The organism is Bacteroides sp. OM05-12 (assembly GCF_003438995.1).
Classification (GTDB): domain Bacteria; phylum Bacteroidota; class Bacteroidia; order Bacteroidales; family Bacteroidaceae; genus Bacteroides.
In genome coordinates this window covers 1-23,543 of sequence record NZ_QSUN01000030.1, presented here as the reverse complement: position 1 = coordinate 23,543, position 23,543 = coordinate 1, and the positions used below count along the sequence as shown (strand labels likewise).

Annotated in this window: 20 protein-coding genes and 5 tRNA genes; 18 read left to right on the top strand and 7 right to left on the bottom strand. The window is 37.1% G+C overall.

Annotated elements, in window-relative coordinates; genetic code table 11:
- Nucleotides 1-27: 27 nt before the first annotated feature.
- The gene (locus DXB63_RS15940; protein WP_122127389.1) at nt 28-657 is read right to left on the bottom strand and encodes an HD domain-containing protein; all 630 of its coding nucleotides are present in this window, start codon (nt 655-657) and stop codon (nt 28-30) included.
- 105 nt (nt 658-762) lie between these two features.
- Between DXB63_RS15940 and DXB63_RS15935 the strand changes: the two genes are divergently transcribed.
- The 7 genes from DXB63_RS15935 to DXB63_RS15905 all read left to right on the top strand — a co-directional run bounded on the left by DXB63_RS15935 (nt 763) and on the right by DXB63_RS15905 (nt 4,915).
- Nucleotides 763-3,099, top strand: a complete 2,337-nt coding sequence (locus DXB63_RS15935) for an ATP-dependent helicase (protein ID WP_122127388.1) — start codon at nt 763-765, stop codon at nt 3,097-3,099.
- Nucleotides 3,100-3,132: 33 nt separating this feature from the next.
- Nucleotides 3,133-4,272, top strand: coding sequence for a carboxynorspermidine decarboxylase (nspC, locus tag DXB63_RS15930; RefSeq protein ID WP_122127387.1), 1,140 nt, complete (start codon nt 3,133-3,135; stop codon nt 4,270-4,272).
- A gap of 111 nt (nt 4,273-4,383) precedes the next feature.
- Nucleotides 4,384-4,456 (top strand) — tRNA-Gly (locus DXB63_RS15925).
- A gap of 43 nt (nt 4,457-4,499) precedes the next feature.
- Nucleotides 4,500-4,580 (top strand) — tRNA-Leu (locus tag DXB63_RS15920).
- A gap of 26 nt (nt 4,581-4,606) precedes the next feature.
- Nucleotides 4,607-4,690 (top strand) — tRNA-Leu (locus DXB63_RS15915).
- A 21-nt stretch (nt 4,691-4,711) separates the two neighbouring features.
- Nucleotides 4,712-4,784: transfer RNA gene (locus DXB63_RS15910), tRNA-Gly, on the top strand.
- A 55-nt stretch (nt 4,785-4,839) separates the two neighbouring features.
- Nucleotides 4,840-4,915: transfer RNA gene (locus tag DXB63_RS15905), tRNA-Gly, on the top strand.
- A 172-nt stretch (nt 4,916-5,087) separates the two neighbouring features.
- On the opposite strand, the gene DXB63_RS15900 is transcribed toward DXB63_RS15905, so the two are convergent.
- Nucleotides 5,088-5,759, bottom strand: coding sequence for an MIP/aquaporin family protein (locus DXB63_RS15900; RefSeq protein ID WP_122127386.1), 672 nt, complete (start codon nt 5,757-5,759; stop codon nt 5,088-5,090).
- A 331-nt stretch (nt 5,760-6,090) separates the two neighbouring features.
- Between DXB63_RS15900 and DXB63_RS15895 the strand changes: the two genes are divergently transcribed.
- A complete protein-coding gene (locus DXB63_RS15895) occupies nt 6,091-6,270 on the top strand; it encodes a hypothetical protein (protein ID WP_122127385.1) in 180 nt (59 codons plus the stop codon).
- A 202-nt stretch (nt 6,271-6,472) separates the two neighbouring features.
- On the opposite strand, the gene DXB63_RS15890 is transcribed toward DXB63_RS15895, so the two are convergent.
- Nucleotides 6,473-7,354: a mechanosensitive ion channel family protein gene (locus DXB63_RS15890; RefSeq protein WP_122127384.1), complete on the bottom strand. Its 882-nt coding sequence runs from the start codon at nt 7,352-7,354 to the stop codon at nt 6,473-6,475.
- Nucleotides 7,355-7,976: 622 nt separating this feature from the next.
- Nucleotides 7,977-8,711, bottom strand: a complete 735-nt coding sequence (locus DXB63_RS15885; protein ID WP_233522880.1) for a TIGR02757 family protein — start codon at nt 8,709-8,711, stop codon at nt 7,977-7,979.
- A gap of 200 nt (nt 8,712-8,911) precedes the next feature.
- Between DXB63_RS15885 and proS the strand changes: the two genes are divergently transcribed.
- Complete coding sequence (gene proS, locus DXB63_RS15880; RefSeq protein WP_122127383.1) at nt 8,912-10,402, top strand: proline--tRNA ligase; 1,491 nt, start codon at nt 8,912-8,914, stop codon at nt 10,400-10,402.
- Nucleotides 10,403-10,469: 67 nt separating this feature from the next.
- Here proS and DXB63_RS15875 read toward each other — a convergent pair whose 3' ends face one another.
- Nucleotides 10,470-10,949 (bottom strand): hypothetical protein, encoded by a 480-nt coding sequence (locus DXB63_RS15875; protein WP_147332300.1) that lies wholly within the window; start codon nt 10,947-10,949, stop codon nt 10,470-10,472.
- Nucleotides 10,950-11,128: 179 nt separating this feature from the next.
- Between DXB63_RS15875 and DXB63_RS15870 the strand changes: the two genes are divergently transcribed.
- A complete protein-coding gene (locus tag DXB63_RS15870) occupies nt 11,129-12,223 on the top strand; it encodes a Nif3-like dinuclear metal center hexameric protein (protein ID WP_122127381.1) in 1,095 nt (364 codons plus the stop codon).
- A gap of 5 nt (nt 12,224-12,228) precedes the next feature.
- On the top strand, nt 12,229-13,020 hold the full coding sequence (locus DXB63_RS15865) for a zinc ribbon domain-containing protein (protein ID WP_122127380.1): 792 nt from the start codon (nt 12,229-12,231) through the stop codon (nt 13,018-13,020).
- A gap of 270 nt (nt 13,021-13,290) precedes the next feature.
- Here DXB63_RS15865 and DXB63_RS15860 read toward each other — a convergent pair whose 3' ends face one another.
- Complete coding sequence (locus tag DXB63_RS15860) at nt 13,291-13,740, bottom strand: type I restriction enzyme HsdR N-terminal domain-containing protein (protein WP_122127379.1); 450 nt, start codon at nt 13,738-13,740, stop codon at nt 13,291-13,293.
- A gap of 63 nt (nt 13,741-13,803) precedes the next feature.
- Here DXB63_RS15860 and DXB63_RS15855 point away from each other — a divergent pair, with 63 nt between their 5' ends.
- The 5 genes from DXB63_RS15855 (at nt 13,804) to DXB63_RS15835 (ending at nt 18,904) form a co-directional block, all read left to right on the top strand.
- Nucleotides 13,804-14,580: an AMP nucleosidase gene (locus DXB63_RS15855; protein ID WP_122127378.1), complete on the top strand. Its 777-nt coding sequence runs from the start codon at nt 13,804-13,806 to the stop codon at nt 14,578-14,580.
- Between the two features lie 7 nt (nt 14,581-14,587).
- Nucleotides 14,588-15,607: a DNA polymerase III subunit delta gene (gene holA, locus DXB63_RS15850; RefSeq protein ID WP_122127377.1), complete on the top strand. Its 1,020-nt coding sequence runs from the start codon at nt 14,588-14,590 to the stop codon at nt 15,605-15,607.
- A gap of 1,091 nt (nt 15,608-16,698) precedes the next feature.
- Complete coding sequence (locus tag DXB63_RS15845) at nt 16,699-17,136, top strand: helix-turn-helix transcriptional regulator (RefSeq protein ID WP_122127376.1); 438 nt, start codon at nt 16,699-16,701, stop codon at nt 17,134-17,136.
- A 92-nt stretch (nt 17,137-17,228) separates the two neighbouring features.
- A complete protein-coding gene (locus tag DXB63_RS15840; RefSeq protein WP_122127375.1) occupies nt 17,229-18,005 on the top strand; it encodes a dihydroorotate dehydrogenase electron transfer subunit in 777 nt (258 codons plus the stop codon).
- Nucleotides 17,993-18,904, top strand: a complete 912-nt coding sequence (locus tag DXB63_RS15835; protein ID WP_122127374.1) for a dihydroorotate dehydrogenase — start codon at nt 17,993-17,995, stop codon at nt 18,902-18,904. The genes DXB63_RS15840 and DXB63_RS15835 overlap by 13 nt, the downstream gene beginning before the upstream one ends.
- Nucleotides 18,905-19,268: 364 nt before the next feature.
- Here DXB63_RS15835 and trmD read toward each other — a convergent pair whose 3' ends face one another.
- A complete protein-coding gene (gene trmD, locus DXB63_RS15830; RefSeq protein ID WP_122127373.1) occupies nt 19,269-19,949 on the bottom strand; it encodes a tRNA (guanosine(37)-N1)-methyltransferase TrmD in 681 nt (226 codons plus the stop codon).
- 98 nt (nt 19,950-20,047) lie between these two features.
- Between trmD and ligA the strand changes: the two genes are divergently transcribed.
- Together ligA and dapA are read left to right on the top strand one after the other, a co-directional pair.
- Nucleotides 20,048-22,045: an NAD-dependent DNA ligase LigA gene (ligA, locus tag DXB63_RS15825; protein ID WP_122127372.1), complete on the top strand. Its 1,998-nt coding sequence runs from the start codon at nt 20,048-20,050 to the stop codon at nt 22,043-22,045.
- A 101-nt stretch (nt 22,046-22,146) separates the two neighbouring features.
- Entirely contained in the window at nt 22,147-23,040 is an 894-nt protein-coding gene (dapA, locus tag DXB63_RS15820; RefSeq protein WP_122127371.1) for a 4-hydroxy-tetrahydrodipicolinate synthase, read from the top strand.
- Nucleotides 23,041-23,543: the final 503 nt, after the last annotated feature.

The following is a 23,543-nucleotide window of genomic DNA, read 5'->3' as shown; positions in this document are numbered from 1 at the left end:
GAAATAATAACTTATCAAATATTATTTTTATAATTCTTCGTAGAGGGTATCAAAAATTTCACGCAGTCGTACCTTATCTTTAATAATGGAACGGAATTCCGTCAATTTACGGGCATTATCCGAATCCGGTATCCATAATTTCAGATACCCACCTTCAGCATATTTATTCTGCAAATGTTCCAAAAAACGTGCGTATTGCCATTCTTTATCCTTCAAAGGATAATGTTCGCGGCCATATTGTACGGTACGACGCAAGGTGACGACAGGATCAATGATACGATCTGCTTCTGCAACAATCTTACCGTATATCGTTCGGGGTTCATAATCTGCCGATGCACGATGATCTTCCACAGCTTCTTTCATAATAAGAATTTGTTCTTCCGTAAACCATTCTTTTAAACGGGAATCGTCGGTTAAGATCTTTCCGGAAGCCAAATGATGAAATTCCCTTCCTTCCACCAATCCTGTATCATGATAAGCCGCAATTACATAAACCATATTCATATCTACTTCATAATGGGAAGCAAGCGTTACGCTCTCCTGAATAACGGTTTGCACATGATTCAAATTATGCGCTTTGTCAAATGCCGTATATCTCGGTATAATTTCCTTTTCAACATAGGAAACTAAAGACGGATGAAGAGCGGAATATTGCATGATATTTTCTGTTTTGAGCTTACAAAGATATAAATCCTTTGGGAAGTATTTTCTATAATCTTCAAACTTTCTCTATCTTTGCCGTATTAAAGAGTATAAACAGATATGCCAATTAATTATACAGATGAACTGAACGAAAGTCAGCGTACAGCCGTATTTTACAATGACGGTGCTTCATTAGTCATTGCCGGAGCCGGTTCGGGTAAAACCAGAGTATTGACTTATAAGATAGCTTACTTATTGGAACAAGGTTATACACCATGGTCTATCCTGGCATTGACTTTTACCAATAAGGCTGCAAGAGAAATGAAAGAGCGAATAGCCGGACAGGTAGGAGCGGAGCAGGCACGACGCTTATGGATGGGAACATTTCATTCCATCTTCTCGCGTATATTGCGAACAGAGGCTGCGGCAATCGGATTTACATCGAATTTTACCATTTATGATGCTTCGGACTCCAAGAGCCTGATCCGCGCCATCATTAAAGAGATGCAACTGGATGATAAAACTTACAAGCCTTCATCTGTACAAGGACGTATATCGGATGCCAAAAATAAACTTGTTTCTCCCTCTGCCTACGCTGCAAATGCGGAAGCCTATCAGGCGGATTGCGCGGCAAAAATGCCTGCAATGCGAGATATATACCGTCGTTACTGGGACAGGTGCCGTCAGGCAGGCGCAATGGATTTCGATGACTTATTATTCTATACTTATATATTATTTAAAGATCATCCGGAAATTCTACAAAAGTATAGTGAACAGTTTCGTTTTGTTTTAGTTGACGAGTATCAGGACACCAACTTTGCCCAGCATCAAATTGTATTGCAATTAACCAAAGGGCATGAACATGTTTGTGTGGTAGGGGATGATGCGCAAAGCATCTATTCTTTCCGTGGAGCCAACATTGACAACATTCTGAAATTTACAAAATTTTACCACGATACAAAAATATTCAAACTGGAACAGAACTATCGTTCTACAAAAACGATTGTGGGCGCAGCAAACAGTTTGATAGAAAAAAATGTGGAACAGATACGTAAGGAAGTATTTTCCGAAAATATACAAGGAAATCCGATTACGGTATTCACCGCATATTCGGATGTGGAAGAAGGTGAGATTATAGCCAATAAAATCAGTGAACTGAGAAGAAAAGACGATTATTCTTATAGCGATTTTGCTATTCTTTATCGAACCAATGCACAGTCCCGTATCTTTGAAGAAGCACTTAGAAAACGAAGTTTCCCATACAAAATATATGGTGGACTATCTTTCTATCAACGTAAAGAGATAAAAGACGTTATCGCTTATTTCCGGATGGCTATCAATCCGAATGATGAAGAAGCATTTAAACGCATCATTAACTATCCCGCCCGAGGAATAGGAGATACTACCGTCAATAAAATCATAGAAGCAGCCAACGCCAACGCAGTAAGTTTATGGGAAGTGATCCGGCGTCCGCTTGAACTGGGACTAAATATAAATAAAGGTACACATACGAAACTGCAAAGTTTCAGAGAACTGATTGACGGATTCATACAGAGTTCTACAGAAAAGAATGCTTATGATATAGGTGTTGACATCGTACGTCAGGCAGGTATTATAAACGATATCTACCAGGACAAAACTCCTGAAAATCTCAGCCGTCAGGAAAATGTGGAGGAATTAGTAAACGGCATGCATGATTTCTGCGCTACCCGTGAAGAGGAAGGAAATGAAAACATATCCTTGGCAGATTTCCTTTCAGAGATTTCTTTGCTTTCCGACCAAGATACGGATAAGGACGAAGATGCTGAAAAGATTACGTTAATGACGGTACACTCCGCTAAAGGATTGGAGTTTAAAAATGTATTCGTAGTAGGATTGGAAGAAAATCTTTTCCCAAGCGGGATGTGCATCAACTCTAATCGCGAATTGGAAGAGGAACGTCGTTTGTTTTACGTAGCTATTACCCGCGCCGGTGAAAACTGTTTCTTATCATTCGCACGAAGTCGTTTTCGCTATGGGAAAACGGAATTCGGAACGCCAAGCCGTTTCCTTCGGGAGATAGACAGTCGTTTTCTTTATGTACCTCAACAAGAAACTGCCGAACATCGGGAAGTTGAAGAAACCGCATCACCTTCTTATTCTTACCGGGAACGGCAGTCAACCAAACCGGCTCGTCCGTTATTTAATCAGCTAAAAGAAGAGCGTCCGAAAACAGAGGCGATTCGGCCTACAACGCCACGTAATCTGAAAAAAGTCAGTAGTAGCCAAACATCACCTGCCACAGCAGTGTTAGGAAATGTACAAGCAGGACAAATGATAGAACACGAGCGCTTCGGCATCGGAGAAGTCATAAAAATTGAAGGAACTGGAGAAAACACCAAAGCAACCGTACGTTTCCAAAATGCCGGAGAAAAGCAGTTGTTATTAAAATTTGCACGCTTTAAAGTGATAGGATAAAAACATAAATAGAAACAATTCACATTATCAGATATGATAGATTTTAATAAAATACCATCTCCTTGCTATGTGATGGAAGAAGATTTGTTGAGAAAAAACCTCGAACTGATAAAAGAAGTCAAGGACAAGGCAGGAGTGGAGATCATATTGGCTTTCAAATCTTTTGCCATGTGGAAATCATTTCCCATATTTCGTGAATATATTGATAGTTCCACCGCCAGTTCGGTTTATGAAGCACGATTGGCACTTGAGGAATTCGGCAATAAAGCACATACGTATTCTCCTGCTTATACAGAAGCTGATTTCCCTACAATTATGAAGTGCAGCAGTCACATTACTTTTAACTCTTTCAGCCAATTTGAGCGTTTCTACCCGATGGTCAAAGCTGACAATTCAGGTATATCATGCGGTATCCGTATCAATCCCGAATACTCGGAAGTGGAAACTGAATTATACAATCCTTGTGCTCCGGGTACAAGATTTGGTATCACTCACGATCTCTTACCCGATCTATTGCCTGAAGGTATCGACGGATTCCACTGCCATACACATTGCGAATCAAGTTCTTATGATTTGGAAAAGACATTAGTACATATAGAGGAGAAGTTTAGTAAATGGTTTTCACAAATAAAATGGTTGAATTTAGGTGGTGGCCATCTCATGACACGCAAAGACTATGATACGGAACATCTTATCGGATTATTAAAAGGATTAAAAACCCGTTATCCGCATATACAAATCATATTGGAACCCGGATCGGCATTTACCTGGCAAACAGGAGTATTGGTATCCAGTGTGGTAGATATAGTTGAGAATCGTGGAATAAAAACAGCAATTCTTGACGTTAGCTTTACCTGCCACATGCCGGATTGTTTGGAAATGCCCTATCAGCCAGCTGTCCGCAATGCCACAATGGGTGAAACGACTCCATATACCTATCGTCTAGGAGGAAACAGTTGTCTGAGTGGCGACTACATGGGTATGTGGTCTTTTGAAAAGCCACTTACAATCGGAGATAAAGTGATATTTGAAGATATGATCCATTATACAATGGTAAAAACAAATATGTTCAATGGTATCCAACATCCGTCTATTGCTCTGTGGACTTCAAATGACGAACTGAAAATATACAAACATTTTCATTATGAAGACTATCGTGACAGAATGAGCTAAAGAAACATTATCGGCAGTGAATCCCGTTAACCGGAAAGTATATTTTAGCTAATATTTTTATATGAATCGTTTGGAGTTTTCAGAAAAACGACTACCTTTGCAACCGCAAATGCGGAAATAGCTCAGTTGGTAGAGCATAACCTTGCCAAGGTTAGGGTCGCGAGTTCGAGTCTCGTTTTCCGCTCTGATTTAAAGCGATCTTTAACATAAATGTAAATTCTAGATTTGCCCAGGTGGCGGAATGGTAGACGCGCTCGTTTCAGGTGCGAGTGAGTAACATCGTGCAAGTTCGAGTCTTGTTCTGGGCACATCGGAATAGTATTTGTAATAGAATGGAGAGGTGGCGGAATTGGTAGACGCGCTACTTTGAGGGGGTAGTGACAGTTATGTCGTGGGAGTTCGAGTCTCCTTCTCTTCACAGAGATCTTTAAAGAGATTTGCGGAAATAGCTCAGTTGGTAGAGCATAACCTTGCCAAGGTTAGGGTCGCGAGTTCGAGTCTCGTTTTCCGCTCAAAAGTCCAAGACCTTTGAGCGACTGCTTAAAAGGTCTTTCTTATTTCAAACTTGCGGTAGTAGCTCAGTTGGTAGAGCATCAGCTTCCCAAGCTGAGGGTCACGAGTTCGAGTCTCGCTTACCGCTCCACTGAAAATCAGATAGTAATCGAAAGATTTCTATCTGATTTTTTGCTTTCAAACACATTGATTTACCTGTCAGTTTAAGCAAAAAGCCAATCTACCCAGTTACGGATAGATTGGCTTTTTAGTATTACTCACAAATATTATATTTACGATATATAGAAATCGTATCGTAAGGTCTATTTATAATCACGTATTAATTTCCAAACACATGAGGAAAGGACAGCACCAATGAAAGGAGCCAAAATGAATATCCATAATTGAGAAAGGGCTTCACCACCAGCAAATAGTGCGGGAGCAATACTACGAGCAGGATTGACAGAAGTACCAGTAAGGGGTATGCAACAAATATGAACTAGTACAAGAGAAATTCCGATAGCTAATCCGGCAAAGTTTCCAGCCCCTTTTTTAGCGTCGGTAGTACCAAGAACCACTAATACAAATACAAAAGAAAATATAACCTCTGCAATAAAGCCACCGGCTATTCCCACACCAGGAGCACAAGAATTAGCACCGGTAGTAGTGACATAAGCCATATCTATATTAGATGTCAAGAGTGCTATGATTGCAGAACCAATTAATGCTCCTATCACTTGAAATAGCATATACATTAATCCCTCTTTACTTTTCATACGCCCTAAAAGCATAAATCCCAAAGTAATTGCAGGATTAATGTGACATCCGGAAACACCACCTATAGTATAAGCCATAGCGACAACGGAAAATCCGAATGCCATTGCTACCATTAACACTTGTGCAGGAGTACCGCAACCACCATTAAACACCGCACTACCACATCCTATCAGTACAAGTACCATTGTACCAATCATTTCTGCTAAATACTTTTTCATTTTACTCACAATTTAATAATTTCTCCAAAAGTAAACAATTTATAACAATAAAGCAATACTATTAATGTAAATAAAAAGCCAAACAACTAACTATATGCTTGCCTACAATCGTCTTGATGTTTTTGACTTATCTGTTTTGACTATTTTGCTATTAATCAATTTGAACTTTAATGCAGGTATCACATACAGATACAATTAATTGTAATCTCCAATGAAAAATAAAATAATTACAAACTAGAATACAATATGAAACTTTTTGAATAGAATACATAATTATATATCCATAAATGCACCATATATTTGTATTATTCAAATCATAAAAGTGTGTATTATGGGTGAAATTTGTCATAACTGTAAGTCTGAAGATACTTTTTTTGATGGAGAATTGTATCAATGTATTCATTGTCGTTATATGTGGGTTCCGGAGACATCCGTTAAATCTTTAAAGCCACAAAATCCGGTAGTAGAAGAGCCAAAATCTCCTAAAAAGAACTTAGCTGAAAAAGTTTAATGAATTATACATAATACTGGTAGTTACAAATATTACTTTACTACTTTTTTTACTATATATATAAGGATAGACTTAAGACTTTACTATTTGTATAAAAACAAATAGTAATAAACAAATGCGGGAATATACCATCAGTAAAAGTTTCTATAAAAAATAAAAGCCGGAGATCGTCCGGCTTTTATCCATATATTTAAATAATAAATCAATCTTTTGCTTGATGAACCGTCAGTTGCGGGAATGGGAATCCAATGCCTTTCTCATTAAATACAGCATATATCTTTTTATTAATGCCAAAATATACATCCCAATAATCACTACTCTTCACCCACACACGTATCATAACATTAACGCTACTTGCATCCAAAGCACTCAATACAATAAATGGTTCGGGAGTTTTAAGAACACGTGAATCTGCTGCAAGAATATCCCTGACTGTTTGTTCTACCTTCGTATAATCTTCACCATATTCTACTCCAACTGTCCATTCTACACGACGAGTATCCTTATTACTATAATTGATTACAACTCCACTGCTCAATGAACCATTCGGAATGTATATAACTTTATTATCGGCAGTAGTTATGATAGTATGAAGAATCTGTATCTCAGAAACTACCCCAATGACTCCCTGACTTTCAATCAAGTCGCCTACCTTATATGGTTTGAAAAGTAAGATGATGAGTCCGCCAGCAAAATTCTGTAGATTACCGGACAGTGCCATACCAATGGCAACACCGGCAGATGCCAAAAGAGCAGCAAATGAAGTTGTATTAATACCTAAAGCACCTATTACTGATATAATTAATATAATTGTCAGTAATATATTGGTCAGACTCTTCAAGAATGTTTTTACACTCGTATCAACATGACGTTTTTCCAATATTCTGGCAACTAATCGATTTAATGCGTTTACAATCAGTTTTCCTACCAGGAATACAACAATAGCAGTCAGGATGTGACCACCGGCAGAAATTCCAAAACTTACTAATTTGTCAAAGACGAAAGATAATTTATCCACACCATCGGGCACAGTTGCAGAAGCAATCTGCTCGACAACATTTAACGTATCTACCTGTAATAACATAATTATTTAAAATTAGAATGATTAATATCTCAAAAATTATTAGCGCAAATATAACTAATATAATTTTAACATAAAAACAATAGATAAAGTTTGCACGAGACCATAATAAATGTTACGACAACTTTGTCACTGTCTTTTTGTCTTAAAATGTCAGTCATATTACATTCTTGAGTTCTAGTTTATGCCATTCTTTTGATATAAATCAAGAAATAGTGTTATTATCATAAAAAAGAGGGAATATCTACTTGCTTAAATGAACAATGGTTGTATTTTTGTGTTGTAAAACATGTTTTTAAAACATATATAGTTATGAAATGGGTAAAAAGATTATTTAAAAGGTTAGCAAATGCAGATGCTAATATCTGGGGTTATGTAATGCTATAAGCATACATTTCCCCAATAAAAAGAAGTTTTTAAGGTAACAATTAAAGGAGAATTAAATTATGAAAAGTAGAATTGAAAGATTGATCAAACTTTTTATGGAAATCAATCAACATAATTTTTAAAATGAAAAGATGATGAAAAAGAATGCGATTAAAAAATTTCTAAAGAAATGCCTTATTGAGGCAGGTAGAAATGAACTATTAAAATGGGGTTACAAATTATAAAAGTAATCCCATTTTTATTTTGTATCCTCGCCTAATCCAAACAAAGCAAAATCATAAATGACCGGATCTTCCGGATTGAACTGTTTCAATATATCGGTCAATTCGATAACTGCCTTACGGTCATTCATTTTACGGCTCAACAGACCGAATTCTCTGGAAATTCTCGCGACATGAGTATCAAGAGGTATGAATAAATCGGCAGGAGAGATATTCTTCCAAACTCCTAAATCTACAATTTTATCCTGCTGGACTAACCATCGGAGTATCATATGCAGACGCTTACAAGCCGAACCAGACAAAGGATTGGATATATGCTTGCAATCTTTATGATTTGCCTCACATAAGATTGTGCGAAAGGAATTTATCCCATCCCAAAGTGATGGCCGATTACAAAAGATCTCTTCAATCGAATCATGCTTTTCATAAATATCATGCAGGCCATGACACATATAATATAGGTCATACTCAAAGAAAGTACGATGAATATTTTTATTTCCCAACTCACGATAATCGCCGTTCATGATATAATCAAAAGGGGAGTGGTGCATCAACGAAAGTAGTTTATCTGCCGATTTTAAAATAGAGGCCCTGTTGCCCCACGAGATCGTCCCTATCAGAAAAGCCGTAATCTCAATATCTTGCAATTTGGAATACCGACGAGGAAACTGAACCGGATCATGCTCTATAAAAGCAACCGTATTATACTTTTCCACTAATTCATCCAATCTTTCTTTGATATCAATTTCCATCTTTTCCTTATATTTATAAGGTGCAAAGATAAAAAAAGTGTGTCTGATTTCACAACCAAACACACCCGAATCAAAATCTTAATCTAATACACTAATGAAAACACACAGAAATAGAACAACATACACTTGGAAATGTTCATGGAACTTAGTAATTTTGCGGACTAATTTTTAGAATGAATAACTAACAATACTAAAAAATAATGGCAAAGGAATTAAAAGAGCTCACCAAAAGAAGCGAAAATTATTCGCAATGGTATAACGATTTGGTGGTTAAAGCTGATTTGGCAGAACAATCGCCTGTACGCGGTTGTATGGTGATTAAACCTTACGGATACGCCATCTGGGAGAAAATGCAAAGACAACTGGATGACATGTTTAAGGAAACCGGACACGTAAATGCTTATTTCCCATTGCTCATCCCCAAATCATATTTAAGCCGTGAAGCAGAACATGTTGAGGGCTTTGCAAAAGAATGTGCCGTAGTTACTCACTACCGTTTGAAGAATGCCGAAGACGGTTCCGGAGTTATTGTTGACCCGGCTGCCAAGCTGGAAGAAGAATTAATCATTCGTCCTACTTCGGAAACAATCATTTGGAGTACTTATAAAAATTGGATAAACTCTTACCGTGACCTGCCGATTCTTTGTAACCAATGGGCCAATGTAATGCGTTGGGAAATGCGTACCCGCTTATTCCTCCGCACAGCCGAATTCCTTTGGCAAGAAGGACATACAGCGCATGCCACTCGTGAAGAAGCCGAAGCCGAAGCACAAAAGATGCTTCATGTATACGGAGACTTTGCAGAACAGTTTATGGCTGTACCAGTAATCAAAGGTGTGAAATCTGCCAACGAACGTTTCGCAGGTGCTTTGGATACTTATACTATAGAAGGTTTGATGCAAGACGGAAAAGCATTACAGTGCGGAACATCACACTTCCTCGGACAAAACTTTGCTAAGGCATTCAACGTACAATTCGTTGACAAGAATAACAAACTCGATTATGTTTGGGCTACTTCATGGGGAGTATCCACTCGTCTGATGGGTGCATTAATCATGACTCACTCTGACGATAATGGTCTGGTACTTCCTCCTAAATTGGCACCGATTCAGGTGGTTATCGTTCCTATCTACAAAAACGACGAACAATTAAAGCAAATCGATGCAAAAGTAGAAGGTATTGTAGCCCAGTTGAAAGCATTGGGTATTTCCGTGAAGTATGACAATGCCGACAATAAACGTCCGGGATTCAAATTTGCCGATTATGAATTGAAAGGTGTTCCTGTTCGTTTAGTAATGGGTGGACGCGACTTGGAAAATAATACAATGGAAGTGATGCGTCGCGATACCTTGGAAAAAGAAACCATAAGTTGCGACAATATAGATACTTACGTAAAGAATCTGTTAGATGAGATTCAAGCCAATATCTATAAGAAAGCATTGGATTACCGTAACAACAACATTACAAAAGTTGACACTTACGATGAATTCAAAGAACAAATAGAAAAAGGAGGATACATCCTTGCACATTGGGATGGAACCACCGAGACAGAAGAAAAAATCAAGGAAGACACTAAAGCAACCATTCGTTGTATCCCATTCGAGGCAGATGAAGAAAGTCTTACTCCGGGCAAATGTATGGTCACAGGCAAACCGTCTGCAAGAAGAGTTCTGTTTGCCAGGGCTTATTGATAATCAAGATTTATATAGAAGGGCGGAGAAAAATAATTCTTTCCGCCCTTTTTTATATCTTCCCATATTACCAGTTGGCCACAATACGGAAATGCATATCTTGCGTAGGACTACTATCTTGGTTAGCACCGCTATAAGCAATATAAAAAGCTACATCCTGCATCGTATAATCGGAATAAACAGTTTCTATACACAATTTATTATTATTATCCGCCCAATTCAAGACATATGGAAGAGGAGTTTGGGTTTCGCCATTCTGGTCAAAATTACGAAAAAGATAAGCATGTATAGCTCCGTCATTATAAAGCCATTCAAGTTCTTTGTCGCCAAGTTCACTATAAAACTTAGGCGTCACAGTATATCGGTAATATACTTCATTCGGATTATCGCTTGGTCCCATAAACTCCCAATCACTCGGCTTTACGGTGAAATACTCCACTTTAGTAAGCAAACTCCCGGCCTCTCCCGGCACTCCTTGAGGTCCCATAGGACCTTCGCAGGCAGTCATGGCAATAACTACCATTAATAATAAAAATAACTTTTTCATATACATTTCTCTTTTCCGCAAAAATATATCTAATAAACAATTTCTCTATATCTTTTCCCTTAATTTTGCAAAATATTAAATACCAAGCAAAAAAGTCATAATATTTACACTAAAAATAAGGAAACATACTGGTCTCTTTCGCTTTTCTTATTATCTTTGCAACAAGTTTTCTACAAAAAATGAAAATTAAGGAAATAGTAAGCGCCCTTGAAAGGTTCGCGCCTCTGCCTTTGCAAGACGGATTTGATAATGCCGGACTGCAAATCGGATTGACAGAAGCGGAAGCAACAGGGGCTTTGTTGTGTCTGGACGTTACCGAAACAGTCATCGACGAAGCCATCACGTTGGGTTATAATCTTATTATATCCCATCATCCGCTCATCTTCAAAGGTTATAAATCCATAACAGGAAAGGATTACGTAGAACGATGCATCCTGAAAGCTATCAAAAATGATATTGTGGTTTACTCTGCCCATACAAATCTGGACAATGCAACGGGAGGGGTCAATTATAAAATTGCCGAGAAAATAGGATTGAAGAATATCCGTTTCCTATCAGAAAAAGAAGATAGCTTGTTGAAACTTGTCACTTTCGTGCCTTATGCACAAGCAGAAGAGGTGAGACAAGCATTATTCGATGCCGGTTGCGGATGCATAGGCAACTATGACTCATGCAGTTACACACTGGAAGGAGAGGGGACTTTCCGTGCAAAAGAAGGTACCAATCCTTTTTGCGGCACAATAGGCGAACTCCATCATGAACCGGAAGTGAGAATAGAAACCATACTCCCGGTATTCAAAAAATCGGCAGCAACGAAAGCCCTCATAGAAGCGCATCCGTATGAGGAACCTGCGTTTGACTTCTATCCTTTAAAAAACTCATGGGCACAGGCCGGAGCAGGCATTATCGGAGAGCTGGAAGAGCCGGAGACCGAACTGGATTTCTTGAAACGAATCAAGAAAACATTCGAGGTAGGCTGCATTAAGCACAACAAACTTTCCGGCAGATTAATAGAGCGAGTAGCACTTTGCGGAGGAGCAGGAGCTTTCCTTATTCCGCAGGCAATAGCGCATAATGCAGATATCTTTATTACCGGAGAGATTCGTTATCACGAGTATTTCGGTCACGAGAATGATCTCCTTCTCGCAGAGATAGGGCACTATGAAAGCGAACAATATACCAAAGAAATTTTTTATTCAATAATACAGGATTTATTCCCTAATTTTGCAATTCAATTGAGCAAAGTAAATACAAATCCTATAAAATATTTGTAAATAATATGGCTAAAGAAGCAAAGAAAGACCCAAGTGAATTAACAGTCGAAGAAAAGTTGAAAGCATTATATCAATTACAGACCATGCTTTCTGAAATTGATAAAATCAAAACGTTGAGAGGAGAGTTGCCTCTTGAGGTACAAGACCTTGAAGATGAGGTGGCCGGCCTAAGCACTCGTATCGATAAGATTAAAAGTGAAATTGATGAACTGAAAGCTGCTATCGCAAACAAAAAGATAGAAATTCAAACAGCCAAAGTTTCCGTAGACAAGTACAAAGCACAACAAGATAATGTACGCAACAACCGCGAATATGACTTCCTGACAAAAGAAATTGAATTCCAGACATTGGAAATCGAGCTTTGTGAAAAGAAGATTAAGGAGTTCACAGAAGAAGTTGAAGCAAAGACTGCAGAAGTAGAAAAGAGCACAGTAGAACTGGAAGAAAGAGATAAAGACCTTGTTCAGAAGAAGAATGAGTTGGATGAAATCATTGCTGAAACGAAACAGGAAGAAGAAAAATTGAGAGACAAGGCTAAAAACCTTGAATTAACTATCGAGCCTCGTTTGCTGCAAGCATTCAAACGTATCCGCAAAAACTCACGCAACGGTTTGGGCATCGTATACGTACAACGTGATGCTTGTGGCGGTTGTTTTAATAAGATTCCGCCTCAGAGACAGCTGGACATCCGTATGCGTAAGAAAATCATCGTTTGCGAATATTGCGGCCGTATCATGATTGACCCGGAATTGGCAGGCGTAGAAATGGAACAGCATTTGGAGACAAAAACAAAATAAATTGTTTGCCCAATAAAGCATAACAGCTAAATCAGACACCATCTTCCACATTTACATTGGCTTTTACCAAGATTATAGCCGATAAGAGTGGAAGATGGTGTTTTTTAATTAGCAGACATCCTGCAACCAAAGCTCACAAATATTCATAAGGACAATCGAATCGTTTGACCATGGTGATCTTTGCGTTTTACCCGGGGCATCCTATCGTTTATGCAAGGTGAAACGACAGGATAGGCAAGGGTAAACGATTCAAAGAATGAGACGGAATAATTATAGTTCTGTGTAATTTGGAATATCTTTAAGGAAAACATAAGTTTGCTTCTCATAATCCATCTTGCAGCAATAATGGTCAATGCCATTGCTAACAATCAGATAATCAACCTTAAGTACCAGATTATAATTACTTATCTGTGTAAATACCTTTTGAGTTATTTCCACATGAGGAGCCTTATATTCTATTATCATCCGAGCAGATAAATCCTTGTTGTACAGTACCGTATCACAACGTTTCTTCATTCCGTTCAGATTCAGCAAGACCTCATTTGCCATCAAAGTAGAAGGGTAGCCTTTGTAAGCAATAAGAAAGTGAACAAAGTGCTGTCGCACCCATTCCTCCGGAGTCAAAGCAACATATCGTCTGCGAATCACGTCGAAAATAACATTTTTTCCGTTTCGTGCAGCTATTTTTGTCTCGTATGTTGGTAAGTTTAATGATAACATTTAGTAAATTTGCATTTCAAGATAATTAGGCAAACTTTAGCCGTTACAAAATTAATTGAAAATATGAAAACTAAAGAAGAAATCGTTGTTAATTGGTTACCTCGTTATACAAAACGTAACTTGGAAGACTTTGGCGAGTATATCCTACTGACGAATTTCAATAAATATGTAGAAATATTTGCGGAAAAATTCAATGTTCCCATCTTAGGACGCGATGCTAATATGATATCCGCCAGTGCTGAAGGCATCACCATTATCAATTTTGGTATGGGTAGTCCCAACGCTGCAATTATCATGGATCTACTGGGAGCCATACATCCCAAAGCATGCTTATTCTTAGGAAAATGTGGCGGTATAGATAAGAAAACACAATTGGGCGATCTAATTCTTCCCATTGCTGCTATTCGTGGAGAAGGAACTTCCAATGACTATTTTCCACCGGAAGTCCCTGCATTGCCGGCATTTATGTTACAACGTGCCGTTTCTTCCGCTATTCGTGACTATGCGCACGACTATTGGACGGGTACCGTATATACTACCAACCGCAGAATTTGGGAACACGATAACGAATTCAAAGATTATCTGCGAAAAACCCGCGCAATGGCGGTAGATATGGAGACGGCAACACTATTTAGTACCGGATTTGCCAATCATATTCCTACAGGAGCATTGCTTTTAGTATCCGATCAGCCCATGATACCGGAAGGAGTAAAGACAGATAAAAGCGACAATATGGTTACAAAAAATTATGTACATGAACATGTTGAAATGGGAATTGCTTCCTTGCGAATGATTATTGATGAGAAAAAGACAGTAAAACACCTGAAATTCGACTGGTAATCAACGTATGGCAAAACAGGAAATAACATGTGATGATATTCTTAAAGATCTGAGAAACAAGCAATATAAGCCCATATATTATTTAATGGGAGAGGAGCCTTACTACATTGACCTTATCTCCAATTACATAGCTCAAAATGTGCTTTCCGAGAGTGAGAAAGAGTTCAATCAGACCGTTGTATATGGTTCGGATATAGATATTGCCACAGTAATAAATGCAGCAAAACGATATCCGATGATGTCAGAATATCAGGTGGTTATTGTAAAGGAAGCTCAAACCATCAAAAACATGGAGGAACTTTCTTTTTATTTGCAGAAACCACTCAATTCAACAATCCTCGTCATTTGCCATAAACATGGTGTATTGGACCGAAGAAAAAAGTTGACTGCAGAAATTGAAAAGACTGGGGTTTTGTTTGAATCTAAAAAAATAAAAGAAGCCCAACTCCCAGCATTTATCACTTCCTACATGAAAAGAAAAGGCATAGATGTAGAACCCAAATCGGCAGCTATGCTTAGTGATTTTATCGGCACAGATTTAAGCCGATTGGTAGGTGAGATGGAAAAATTAATTATCACGTTACCGGCATCGCAAAAACGGATTACTCCGGAACTGATTGAGAAAAATATCGGAATAAGCAAGGACTTCAATAACTTCGAGTTAAAAAGCGCATTGATTGAAAAAGATATATTCAAAGCAAATCAGATAGTAAAATACTTTGAAGAGAATCCAAAAACCAATCCAATACAAGTTACTTTATCGCTATTATTCAATTTTTACGCAAATCTAATGTTGGCCTATTATGCTCCGGAAAAGTCGGAACAAGGTATTGCCAATCAACTTGGTCTAAAAAGTACATGGCAATCACGTGAATACTTATCTGCGATGAGAAAATATAGCGGCGTCAAGGTAATGCAGATTATCGGAGCAATTAGATACTGCGATGCGAAATCAAAGGGAGTAGGTAATTCGTCTACAAATTCAGGTGAGTTACTCCGAGAACTTGTGTTTAAAATTTTGCATTAATCATTTTATTTAAAGAATGGGAGTATTCTCTCAAATACTCCCATTCTTTTGCAATAAGTTTTTAGCCTACCTACCTTTTTAAAAAACAGATCTCCCTTTGTATTATCAACAAATAATTTATACAATATAAATTGAGCATTTCTCCCTTCGCTTGTCAGGAAGAGATCTATCACTAATTATATGCAAAGCAATAATTCGGAGAAGAAATTAAATATCTATTTTATGATAAAATAAATCAGATAAGGTTTGATCCTCTCGAAATACTTTCTTTTTAGCCTTTAACCAATAATATAGGATATAGCAAAGTGTCAAAATACAGATTTTAATAATAAAGGCTTAATTTTTCTAGAATAACAAGTATTTCTGAAAGCAAATTAAGCATTATACAGCTAATAATCAATATATTATATTCAAAATAGTGCTCTGAGATTTCATTATTTTCAATAAATCGGATATTTGTATGTATTTACGTGAAGGATTATGCATTTCAAATTGAAAATAACGCAATCTAAAGCCAACATTAAAATAGACTTCTATTAATTGTTATTCTAATATTTACAAAGGTAAGTAGTTAGTGATTTATATTTGCAATTTACATACATAAATATATTATTTACTAATACACAAATAGCAATATCTATATAAACATATCTGCATTTACAAAAGAAAATATGAACTATTTAATAAATCGAATTAGCAATAATATATGTGAATGAATAAATATTACATAAAACATATCAGGTCATATTATACTAACAACCAGCATGTTATAACTATTATATTGCAGAATTAGGTAAATGTAAAGGAATAAAACTAATATATTTGCAATCCTAGTGCAAACAAGCAATATTATTTATATAATAATAAGCTATATATCAATCTATTACAATAATAATATAAAGGCATAGATCAATAATATTTCTATCGATTTATAGATGTGAACATTAATACGATATATAAATGCAAATCAGAAGAAAACAAATATAAATACAGATATATAAATACAAATATATAATCTCATAAATCAAGTTTGCAAATACAAATATTATATTTATATTTGTACAATCATTACATTTATACATTTTTCGACCATGAAAGATAGAATTCTAGAGATAATTAAGCGTGAACATCTAAGCAACGCTGACTTTGCAGATAAAATAGGAATCAGCCCGGCAACAGTTTCTTCTATATTAAATGGAAGAAATAACCCAAGCCTAGATGTAGTCACTAAAATCCATCAAACTTATACAGATATTAATCTGGAATGGCTTTTATATGGTAAAGGAGAAATGACCGGCAAAAAGGAAGATTTTATGCCGTCTCTATTTGATGAGATTGCTTCAAATGCGGATAAGAATGCAGCTGCATCAGAATATCGCAAGGAAACAGCATCAAAATCCCCTGAAATAAGCACTAAAGAGATTGTAAAACAAGAGATTAGGTATATAGAAAAACCTCAAAGAAAAATCACTGAAATACGAATATTCTTTGATGATAATACTTATGAGATCTTTAAACCTGAAAAATAAGTCGTTTAATCCTTAAAATAAAAAGCCGGAACTTAAAATTAGGGATAAAACATGTATCTTTGCAGGTGGAACACGAATTTACCCAAATATTCATGAAAAAATTTATTTTAGACCTAACGGTTACGGACAACATCAGATTACATAGTAATTATGTGTTGCTTAAATTGACCCATGCAGATACTCTACCCGATATGCTTCCGGGACAGTTTGCAGAAATCAGAGTTGACGACTCACCTTCTACTTTCCTACGTCGCCCGATTTCTATTAATTACGTTGATAGGAATAATAATGAGATATGGTTTCTAATACAGCTCGTTGGAGATGGTACAAGGCATTTAGCGCTTGCAAAGCAAGGAGATAATATAAATGTAGTATTACCACTCGGAAATAGCTTCACAATGCCTAAAGAGCAATCAGAAAAGCTTTTATTGATAGGTGGTGGTGTAGGGACTGCTCCCATGCTGTACCTGGGTGAACAACTCAGAAAAAAGGGTTATATTCCAACCTTCCTCTTAGGTGCACGTTCTGCAAACGATTTGCTGCAATTAGAAGAATTTGCAAAAATAGGTGATGTTTATACTACCACAGAAGATGGAAGCACAGGAGAAAAAGGATATGTAACTCAACATTCTATCCTTCACAATTCACATTTTGATAGAATTTACACTTGTGGCCCTAAACCTATGATGATGTCGGTCGCTAAATATGCAAAAGCAAACGGCATCGAATGTGAGGTATCACTCGAAAACACAATGGCGTGTGGCATCGGTGCTTGTTTATGCTGCGTAGAAAATACAGATGAAGGACATTTATGTGTATGTAAAGATGGTCCTATTTTTAATATAAAGAAACTATTATGGCAGATTTAAATGTAAATATTGGTAAACTACAAATGAAAAATCCGGTGATGACTGCATCGGGTACATTTGGATATGGTGAAGAGTTTCAAGATTTTATAAATATAGAGCGAATAGGCGGCATCATTGTAAAGGGGACAACTCTTCACAAACGTGAAGGCAATCCATACCCACGTATGGCAGAGACTCCTTCAGGTATGTTAAACGCTGTAGGACTGCAAAATAAGGGAGTTGACTACTTCGTTAAGAGTATATACCCGAGAATTAAGGATGTAAATACCAATATGATTGTGAATGTATCCGGTTCTGCAATAGAAGACTATGTTAAAACAGCGGAGATCATTAACGAACTTGACAAGATTCCTGCCATAGAATTGAATATATCCTGTCCCAATGTAAAGCAAGGTGGTATGGCATTTGGAGTGTCAGCAAAATGTGCATATGAAGTAGTAAAAGCTGTACGTGAAGCTTACAAAAAGACACTTATCGTAAAACTATCCCCTAACGTTACAGACATCACAGAAATAGCCCGCGCTGCAGAAGATGCAGGAGCTGATAGTGTATCTTTGATCAATACATTATTGGGAATGGCAATTGATGCCGAACGTCGTCGTCCTATTTTGTCCACTATTACCGGAGGAATGAGCGGTGCAGCGGTTAAACCAATTGCTCTACGTATGGTGTGGCAAGTAGCCAAATCGGTAAATATTCCTGTCATTGGTTTGGGAGGAATCATGAATTGGAAAGATGCGATTGAATTTATCTTAGCTGGTGCTTCTGCTATTCAAATAGGAACCGCCAATTTTATTGATCCAACTATAACTGTAAAGGTTATTGATGGAATTAATGACTACTTGGAGCGACATAAATACAATTCAATTTCTGATATTGTAGGAGCTTTAGAAATTTAATAATAGTATTCGCATTATTATTTGGAAGAATTAAAAGCAAAAAGTTAACTTTATGCATAAATAAGAAAGAGCACTGACTTTTATGGTCGGTGCTCTTTTTATTTCATTAGAGAATATTAATCGTTTCCACTCACTGTATTCTTTTAAATCTAATTTATTTACAATCATTATATCTGAGCAGAATTCTACTAAAATATGAATTAATAAATATTTGATACAAGAGATACATCTACATATAAAACTTCACTTGCAATAGGTTCTTTTATAGATTACCCCCGGATTATTGAATAACTTTCAGGTTCACTAAATATCTACTGTAAGATATAAATAAGCAAACGAAAGCTATACATAAATAATTATTACCTTATTTATCTTCCAATAAATCTGGTCTAAGACGCTTTGTTCTCTCCAATGATTGTTGAAATTCCCAATCTCTTATTTTTGCTTCATGTCCGGACAGCAAAACTTCCGGAACTTTCCAACCATTATAATCTGCCGGACGAGTATAAACAGGCGGAGCTAATAAATTATCTTGAAAAGAATCCGACAAGGCCGATTGTTCATCAGAGATAACTCCCGGAATAATGCGAATAATAGAATCAGCAATTACAGCAGCAGCCAATTCGCCACCCGTAAGAACATAATCACCAATACTTATCTCTTTGGTAATGAAGTGTTCACGAATTCTATAATCAATCCCTTTAAAATGTCCGCAGAGAATCATCAAATTATTGCTTAAAGAGAGACTGTTAGCCATTTTCTGATCAAATTTTTCTCCATCAGGGGTCGTAAATATAATATCATCATACTCTCTTTGCTCTTTCAGGGCTGTAATGCAACGATCAATCGGTTCTATTTTCATCACCATTCCGGCGCATCCACCAAACGGATAATCGTCTACTTTACGATATTTATCTGTGGCATACTCGCGCAGATTATGTATATATATTTCTGCAATATTTTTATTCTGAGCACGCTTCATGATGGAACAATTAAAGAAGCCTTCAATCATTTCCGGTAAAACAGTTATTATATCTATACGCATGTTTTATTATTTTTTGCAAAAGTACAAATATTATGGTTGTCGTCCGATGTTATTCACCAATAAAATGTTTAATTTTGCCCAAAACAAAGCCTTTAACAATGACTGAAAAAGAAAAAATAGACCAGTTGCGTGTTGAATTACATCGACATAACCACAATTACTATGTTCTTAATGCGCCGGAAATCTCGGATCATGAGTTTGACAAAATGATGCGAGAACTACAGGATTTGGAGAACAAATACCCTGAATATAAGGATGATAACTCTCCGACAATGCGTGTGGGAAGTGATTTAAATAAAAACTTCATCCAGATACCTCACAAATACCCGATGCTCTCCCTGTCCAATACATACTCTGAAACCGAAGTTACTGAATTTTATGAACGAGTGCGCAAGTCACTCAACGAAGACTTTGAATTATGTTGTGAAATGAAATATGACGGAACCTCTATTTCGCTCACATACGTAGATGGTAAACTTATTCAGGCAGTTACTCGAGGAGATGGTATCGTTGGCGATGATGTAACAGATAATGTAAAGACAATCAGGAGTATACCTTTAGTTCTGAATGGAAACAATTATCCTAAAGAATTTGAAATAAGAGGAGAAATACTTATGCCGTGGACAGTTTTTGAGCAACTGAATCAAGAACGGGAAGCACGTGAAGAGCCTCTATTTGCAAATCCACGAAACGCTGCTTCCGGAACATTAAAATTGCAGAATTCATCTATCGTTGCCTCCAGAAAATTAGATGCTTACCTATATTATTTACTTGGAGATAACCTACCTTGCGACGGTCATTATGAGAATCTCAAAGAGGCAGAAAAATGGGGATTCAAAATATCAGATGTAACCCGCAAATGCAAAACCTTACCGGAAGTATTCGAATTTATAAATTATTGGGATATAGAACGTAAAAATCTACCAGTTGCAACAGATGGTATTGTACTGAAAGTCAATTCAATGCGTCAACAAAAGAATCTCGGCTATACAGCTAAGTCTCCACGTTGGGCCATAGCCTATAAATTTCAGGCGGAGCAAGCACTGACACGGCTAAATGCAGTCACCTATCAGGTAGGCAGAACTGGAGCTGTTACTCCTGTCGCAAACCTGGAGCCGGTACAACTATCCGGTACAATCGTAAAAAGAGCTTCGTTACATAATGCCGACATTATAGAGGGATTGGATTTACACATCGGCGACATGGTTTATGTGGAAAAAGGAGGAGAAATTATCCCCAAAATAACAGGAGTAGACAAAGATGCGAGGTTACTTATTGGCGATAAAGTGAAGTTTATAACTAATTGTCCTGAATGTGGCAGTAAATTAATACGTTACGAAGGAGAAGCTGCATTTTACTGCCCTAATGAAACAGCTTGTCCACCACAAATAAAAGGTAAAATAGAACATTTTATCAGTAGAAAGGCAATGAACATCGACAATCTTGGACCGGAAACAATTGATCTCTTTTATCGCCTCGGATTGATACATGATACAGCCGATTTATATGCTCTTACCATCGATGATATAAAAGGTCTGGAACGCATGGGAGAAAAATCCGCAGAAAATATCATTAAAGGTATAGAACAATCAAAACAAATTCCCTACGAACGTGTACTTTTCGCTCTAGGTATACGGTTTGTCGGTGAAACAGTAGCCAAAAAGGTAGCAAAAGCCTTTCCTTCCATTGAAGAATTAGAGCAAGCCAATTTGGAAAAACTAATTCAGGTGGATGAAATAGGTGAAAAAATAGCCCAAAGTATCATCTTATATTTTGCCAACGAGAAAAATAAAGCTCTAATCGAACGATTAAAAGCGGCGGGAGTACAAATGAAAGCCGAAGAAATAGATACCAGCGACCATACAACCAAGCTGGAAGGACAATCTATTGTTATCAGCGGAGTATTTACGCATCATTCCCGCGATGAATATAAAGAATTGATAGAAAAGCACGGCGGAAAAAACGTAGGAAGTATCTCTTCTAAAACAAGTTTCATCCTGGCCGGAGAGAACATGGGACCAAGCAAATTGGAAAAAGCCCAAAAACTAGGGATACAGATAATGAACGAAGATGAGTTTTTGGCACTTATACAGTAACTTTTTATCAGTATATTCCAATTAATTATTAAATAAACATAGCAAAAATAGAAAATATTCGTACTTTTGCAGAGTTTAGGAATTGAGATTATTATAACCTTATGATACAAACAAAATTAAGAGGAATGGGAGTAGCCCTGATTACTCCTTTTAAAGAAGATGATAGTGTAGACTATGCCGCCTTACTACGTTTAGTCGACTACCAGCTTCAAAACGGGACTGATTTTCTATGCGTACTTGGCACGACCGCCGAAACGCCGACCTTAACCACAGAAGAAAAACAAAAAATAAAACAGGTGGTGGTTGAGCGGGTGAATGGCCGCATTCCCATTCTTTTAGGAATAAGCAGCAACTGTACACAAACCGTTGTAAACACGTTGAAGAACGAGGATATGACAGGTGTCGATGCTGTTCTTGTAGCAGTACCATATTATAATAAACCATCTCAAGAAGGTATTTATCAGCATTATAAAGCTATTGCAAATGCCACAGATCTGCCGATAGTACTCTATAATGTACCCGGACGAACAGGGGTAAACATGACTGCCGAAACAACTTTGCGTATTGCAAGAGAATTTAAAAATGTCATTGCTATCAAAGAAGCCTCCGGCAATATAACGCAAATGGATGATATCATTAAAAATAAACCGGTCAATTTCGATGTAATATCAGGAGATGACGGAATTACTTTTCCATTAATTACTTTGGGAGCAGTCGGAGTTATTTCCGTGATAGGCAATGCTTTTCCACGTGAGTTTAGCCGTATGACGCGTTTGGCACTTTCCGGTGATTATGCAAATGCATTGACTATACACCACAAATTTACCGAACTTTTTAGTCTGTTGTTCGTTGATGGCAATCCGGCGGGCGTTAAAGCAATGCTGAATGTTATGGGTCTGATAGAAAACAAGTTACGTCTACCATTAGTACCGACAAGAATTACAACTTTCGAAAAAATGCGTAAAATATTAGAGGAACTAAATATTAAATGCTGAGCAAATCCAAAAAGTTAATGTAGATACAACATTATAGAAGTCTGTCAAAAAGCCTTTATATTTTTTTCTTTTGGCGCGGATTATGCGATTTTCACGGCTTAAAGCATCCGTGTTATTCGTGAAATCCGCGCTAAAATTATATGGGATAGTAAGTTGTGCTGCATCTTCCCGGACAGCCTTTTATAAGAAGTATAACCTAAATTTGTAAAATAAGCAAGCTGAAAAACGCCTAAGGGAGCGTTGGCTTACGCTCCAGTAGATGTAAGCCATCGCTCCCTTGAGTATATGTCAACGCTCCTTTGGGCGTTAAGCAGCGTCCCCTTGGACAAATTATAAAAACGACCTTGATGTTTTTCACAAACACCTAAGATGTTTTTAAAAAACATCAGGTTGATTAAAAAAACGATAAGGACGATTACAAACAAACATACGGTCGATTGAAAAGGATCAACGTAAAAACCTGAGGGATTAAGTCTAAATTCTTATCTTTGCCTCCCAATTAT

What these genes read in the sequence shown, in the direction of transcription:
- DXB63_RS15860 (WP_122127379.1), bottom strand. Translation starts at nt 13,740, where the DNA reads ATGTTATCATTAAACTTACCAACATACGAGACAAAAATAGCTGCACGA.
- DXB63_RS15835 (WP_122127374.1), top strand. Translation starts at nt 17,993, where the DNA reads ATGGCAGATTTAAATGTAAATATTGGTAAACTACAAATGAAAAATCCG.
- DXB63_RS15895 (WP_122127385.1), top strand. Translation starts at nt 6,091, where the DNA reads ATGGGTGAAATTTGTCATAACTGTAAGTCTGAAGATACTTTTTTTGAT.
- DXB63_RS15890 (WP_122127384.1), bottom strand. Translation starts at nt 7,354, where the DNA reads ATGTTATTACAGGTAGATACGTTAAATGTTGTCGAGCAGATTGCTTCT.
- DXB63_RS15935 (WP_122127388.1), top strand. Translation starts at nt 763, where the DNA reads ATGCCAATTAATTATACAGATGAACTGAACGAAAGTCAGCGTACAGCC.
- nspC (WP_122127387.1), top strand. Translation starts at nt 3,133, where the DNA reads ATGATAGATTTTAATAAAATACCATCTCCTTGCTATGTGATGGAAGAA.
- DXB63_RS15855 (WP_122127378.1), top strand. Translation starts at nt 13,804, where the DNA reads ATGAAAACTAAAGAAGAAATCGTTGTTAATTGGTTACCTCGTTATACA.
- dapA (WP_122127371.1), top strand. Translation starts at nt 22,147, where the DNA reads ATGATACAAACAAAATTAAGAGGAATGGGAGTAGCCCTGATTACTCCT.
- DXB63_RS15940 (WP_122127389.1), bottom strand. Translation starts at nt 657, where the DNA reads ATGCAATATTCCGCTCTTCATCCGTCTTTAGTTTCCTATGTTGAAAAG.
- DXB63_RS15875 (WP_147332300.1), bottom strand. Translation starts at nt 10,949, where the DNA reads ATGAAAAAGTTATTTTTATTATTAATGGTAGTTATTGCCATGACTGCC.
- trmD (WP_122127373.1), bottom strand. Translation starts at nt 19,949, where the DNA reads ATGCGTATAGATATAATAACTGTTTTACCGGAAATGATTGAAGGCTTC.
- DXB63_RS15900 (WP_122127386.1), bottom strand. Translation starts at nt 5,759, where the DNA reads ATGAAAAAGTATTTAGCAGAAATGATTGGTACAATGGTACTTGTACTG.
- proS (WP_122127383.1), top strand. Translation starts at nt 8,912, where the DNA reads ATGGCAAAGGAATTAAAAGAGCTCACCAAAAGAAGCGAAAATTATTCG.
- DXB63_RS15845 (WP_122127376.1), top strand. Translation starts at nt 16,699, where the DNA reads ATGAAAGATAGAATTCTAGAGATAATTAAGCGTGAACATCTAAGCAAC.
- ligA (WP_122127372.1), top strand. Translation starts at nt 20,048, where the DNA reads ATGACTGAAAAAGAAAAAATAGACCAGTTGCGTGTTGAATTACATCGA.
- DXB63_RS15865 (WP_122127380.1), top strand. Translation starts at nt 12,229, where the DNA reads ATGGCTAAAGAAGCAAAGAAAGACCCAAGTGAATTAACAGTCGAAGAA.
- holA (WP_122127377.1), top strand. Translation starts at nt 14,588, where the DNA reads ATGGCAAAACAGGAAATAACATGTGATGATATTCTTAAAGATCTGAGA.
- DXB63_RS15840 (WP_122127375.1), top strand. Translation starts at nt 17,229, where the DNA reads ATGAAAAAATTTATTTTAGACCTAACGGTTACGGACAACATCAGATTA.
- DXB63_RS15870 (WP_122127381.1), top strand. Translation starts at nt 11,129, where the DNA reads ATGAAAATTAAGGAAATAGTAAGCGCCCTTGAAAGGTTCGCGCCTCTG.
- DXB63_RS15885 (WP_233522880.1), bottom strand. Translation starts at nt 8,711, where the DNA reads ATGGAAATTGATATCAAAGAAAGATTGGATGAATTAGTGGAAAAGTAT.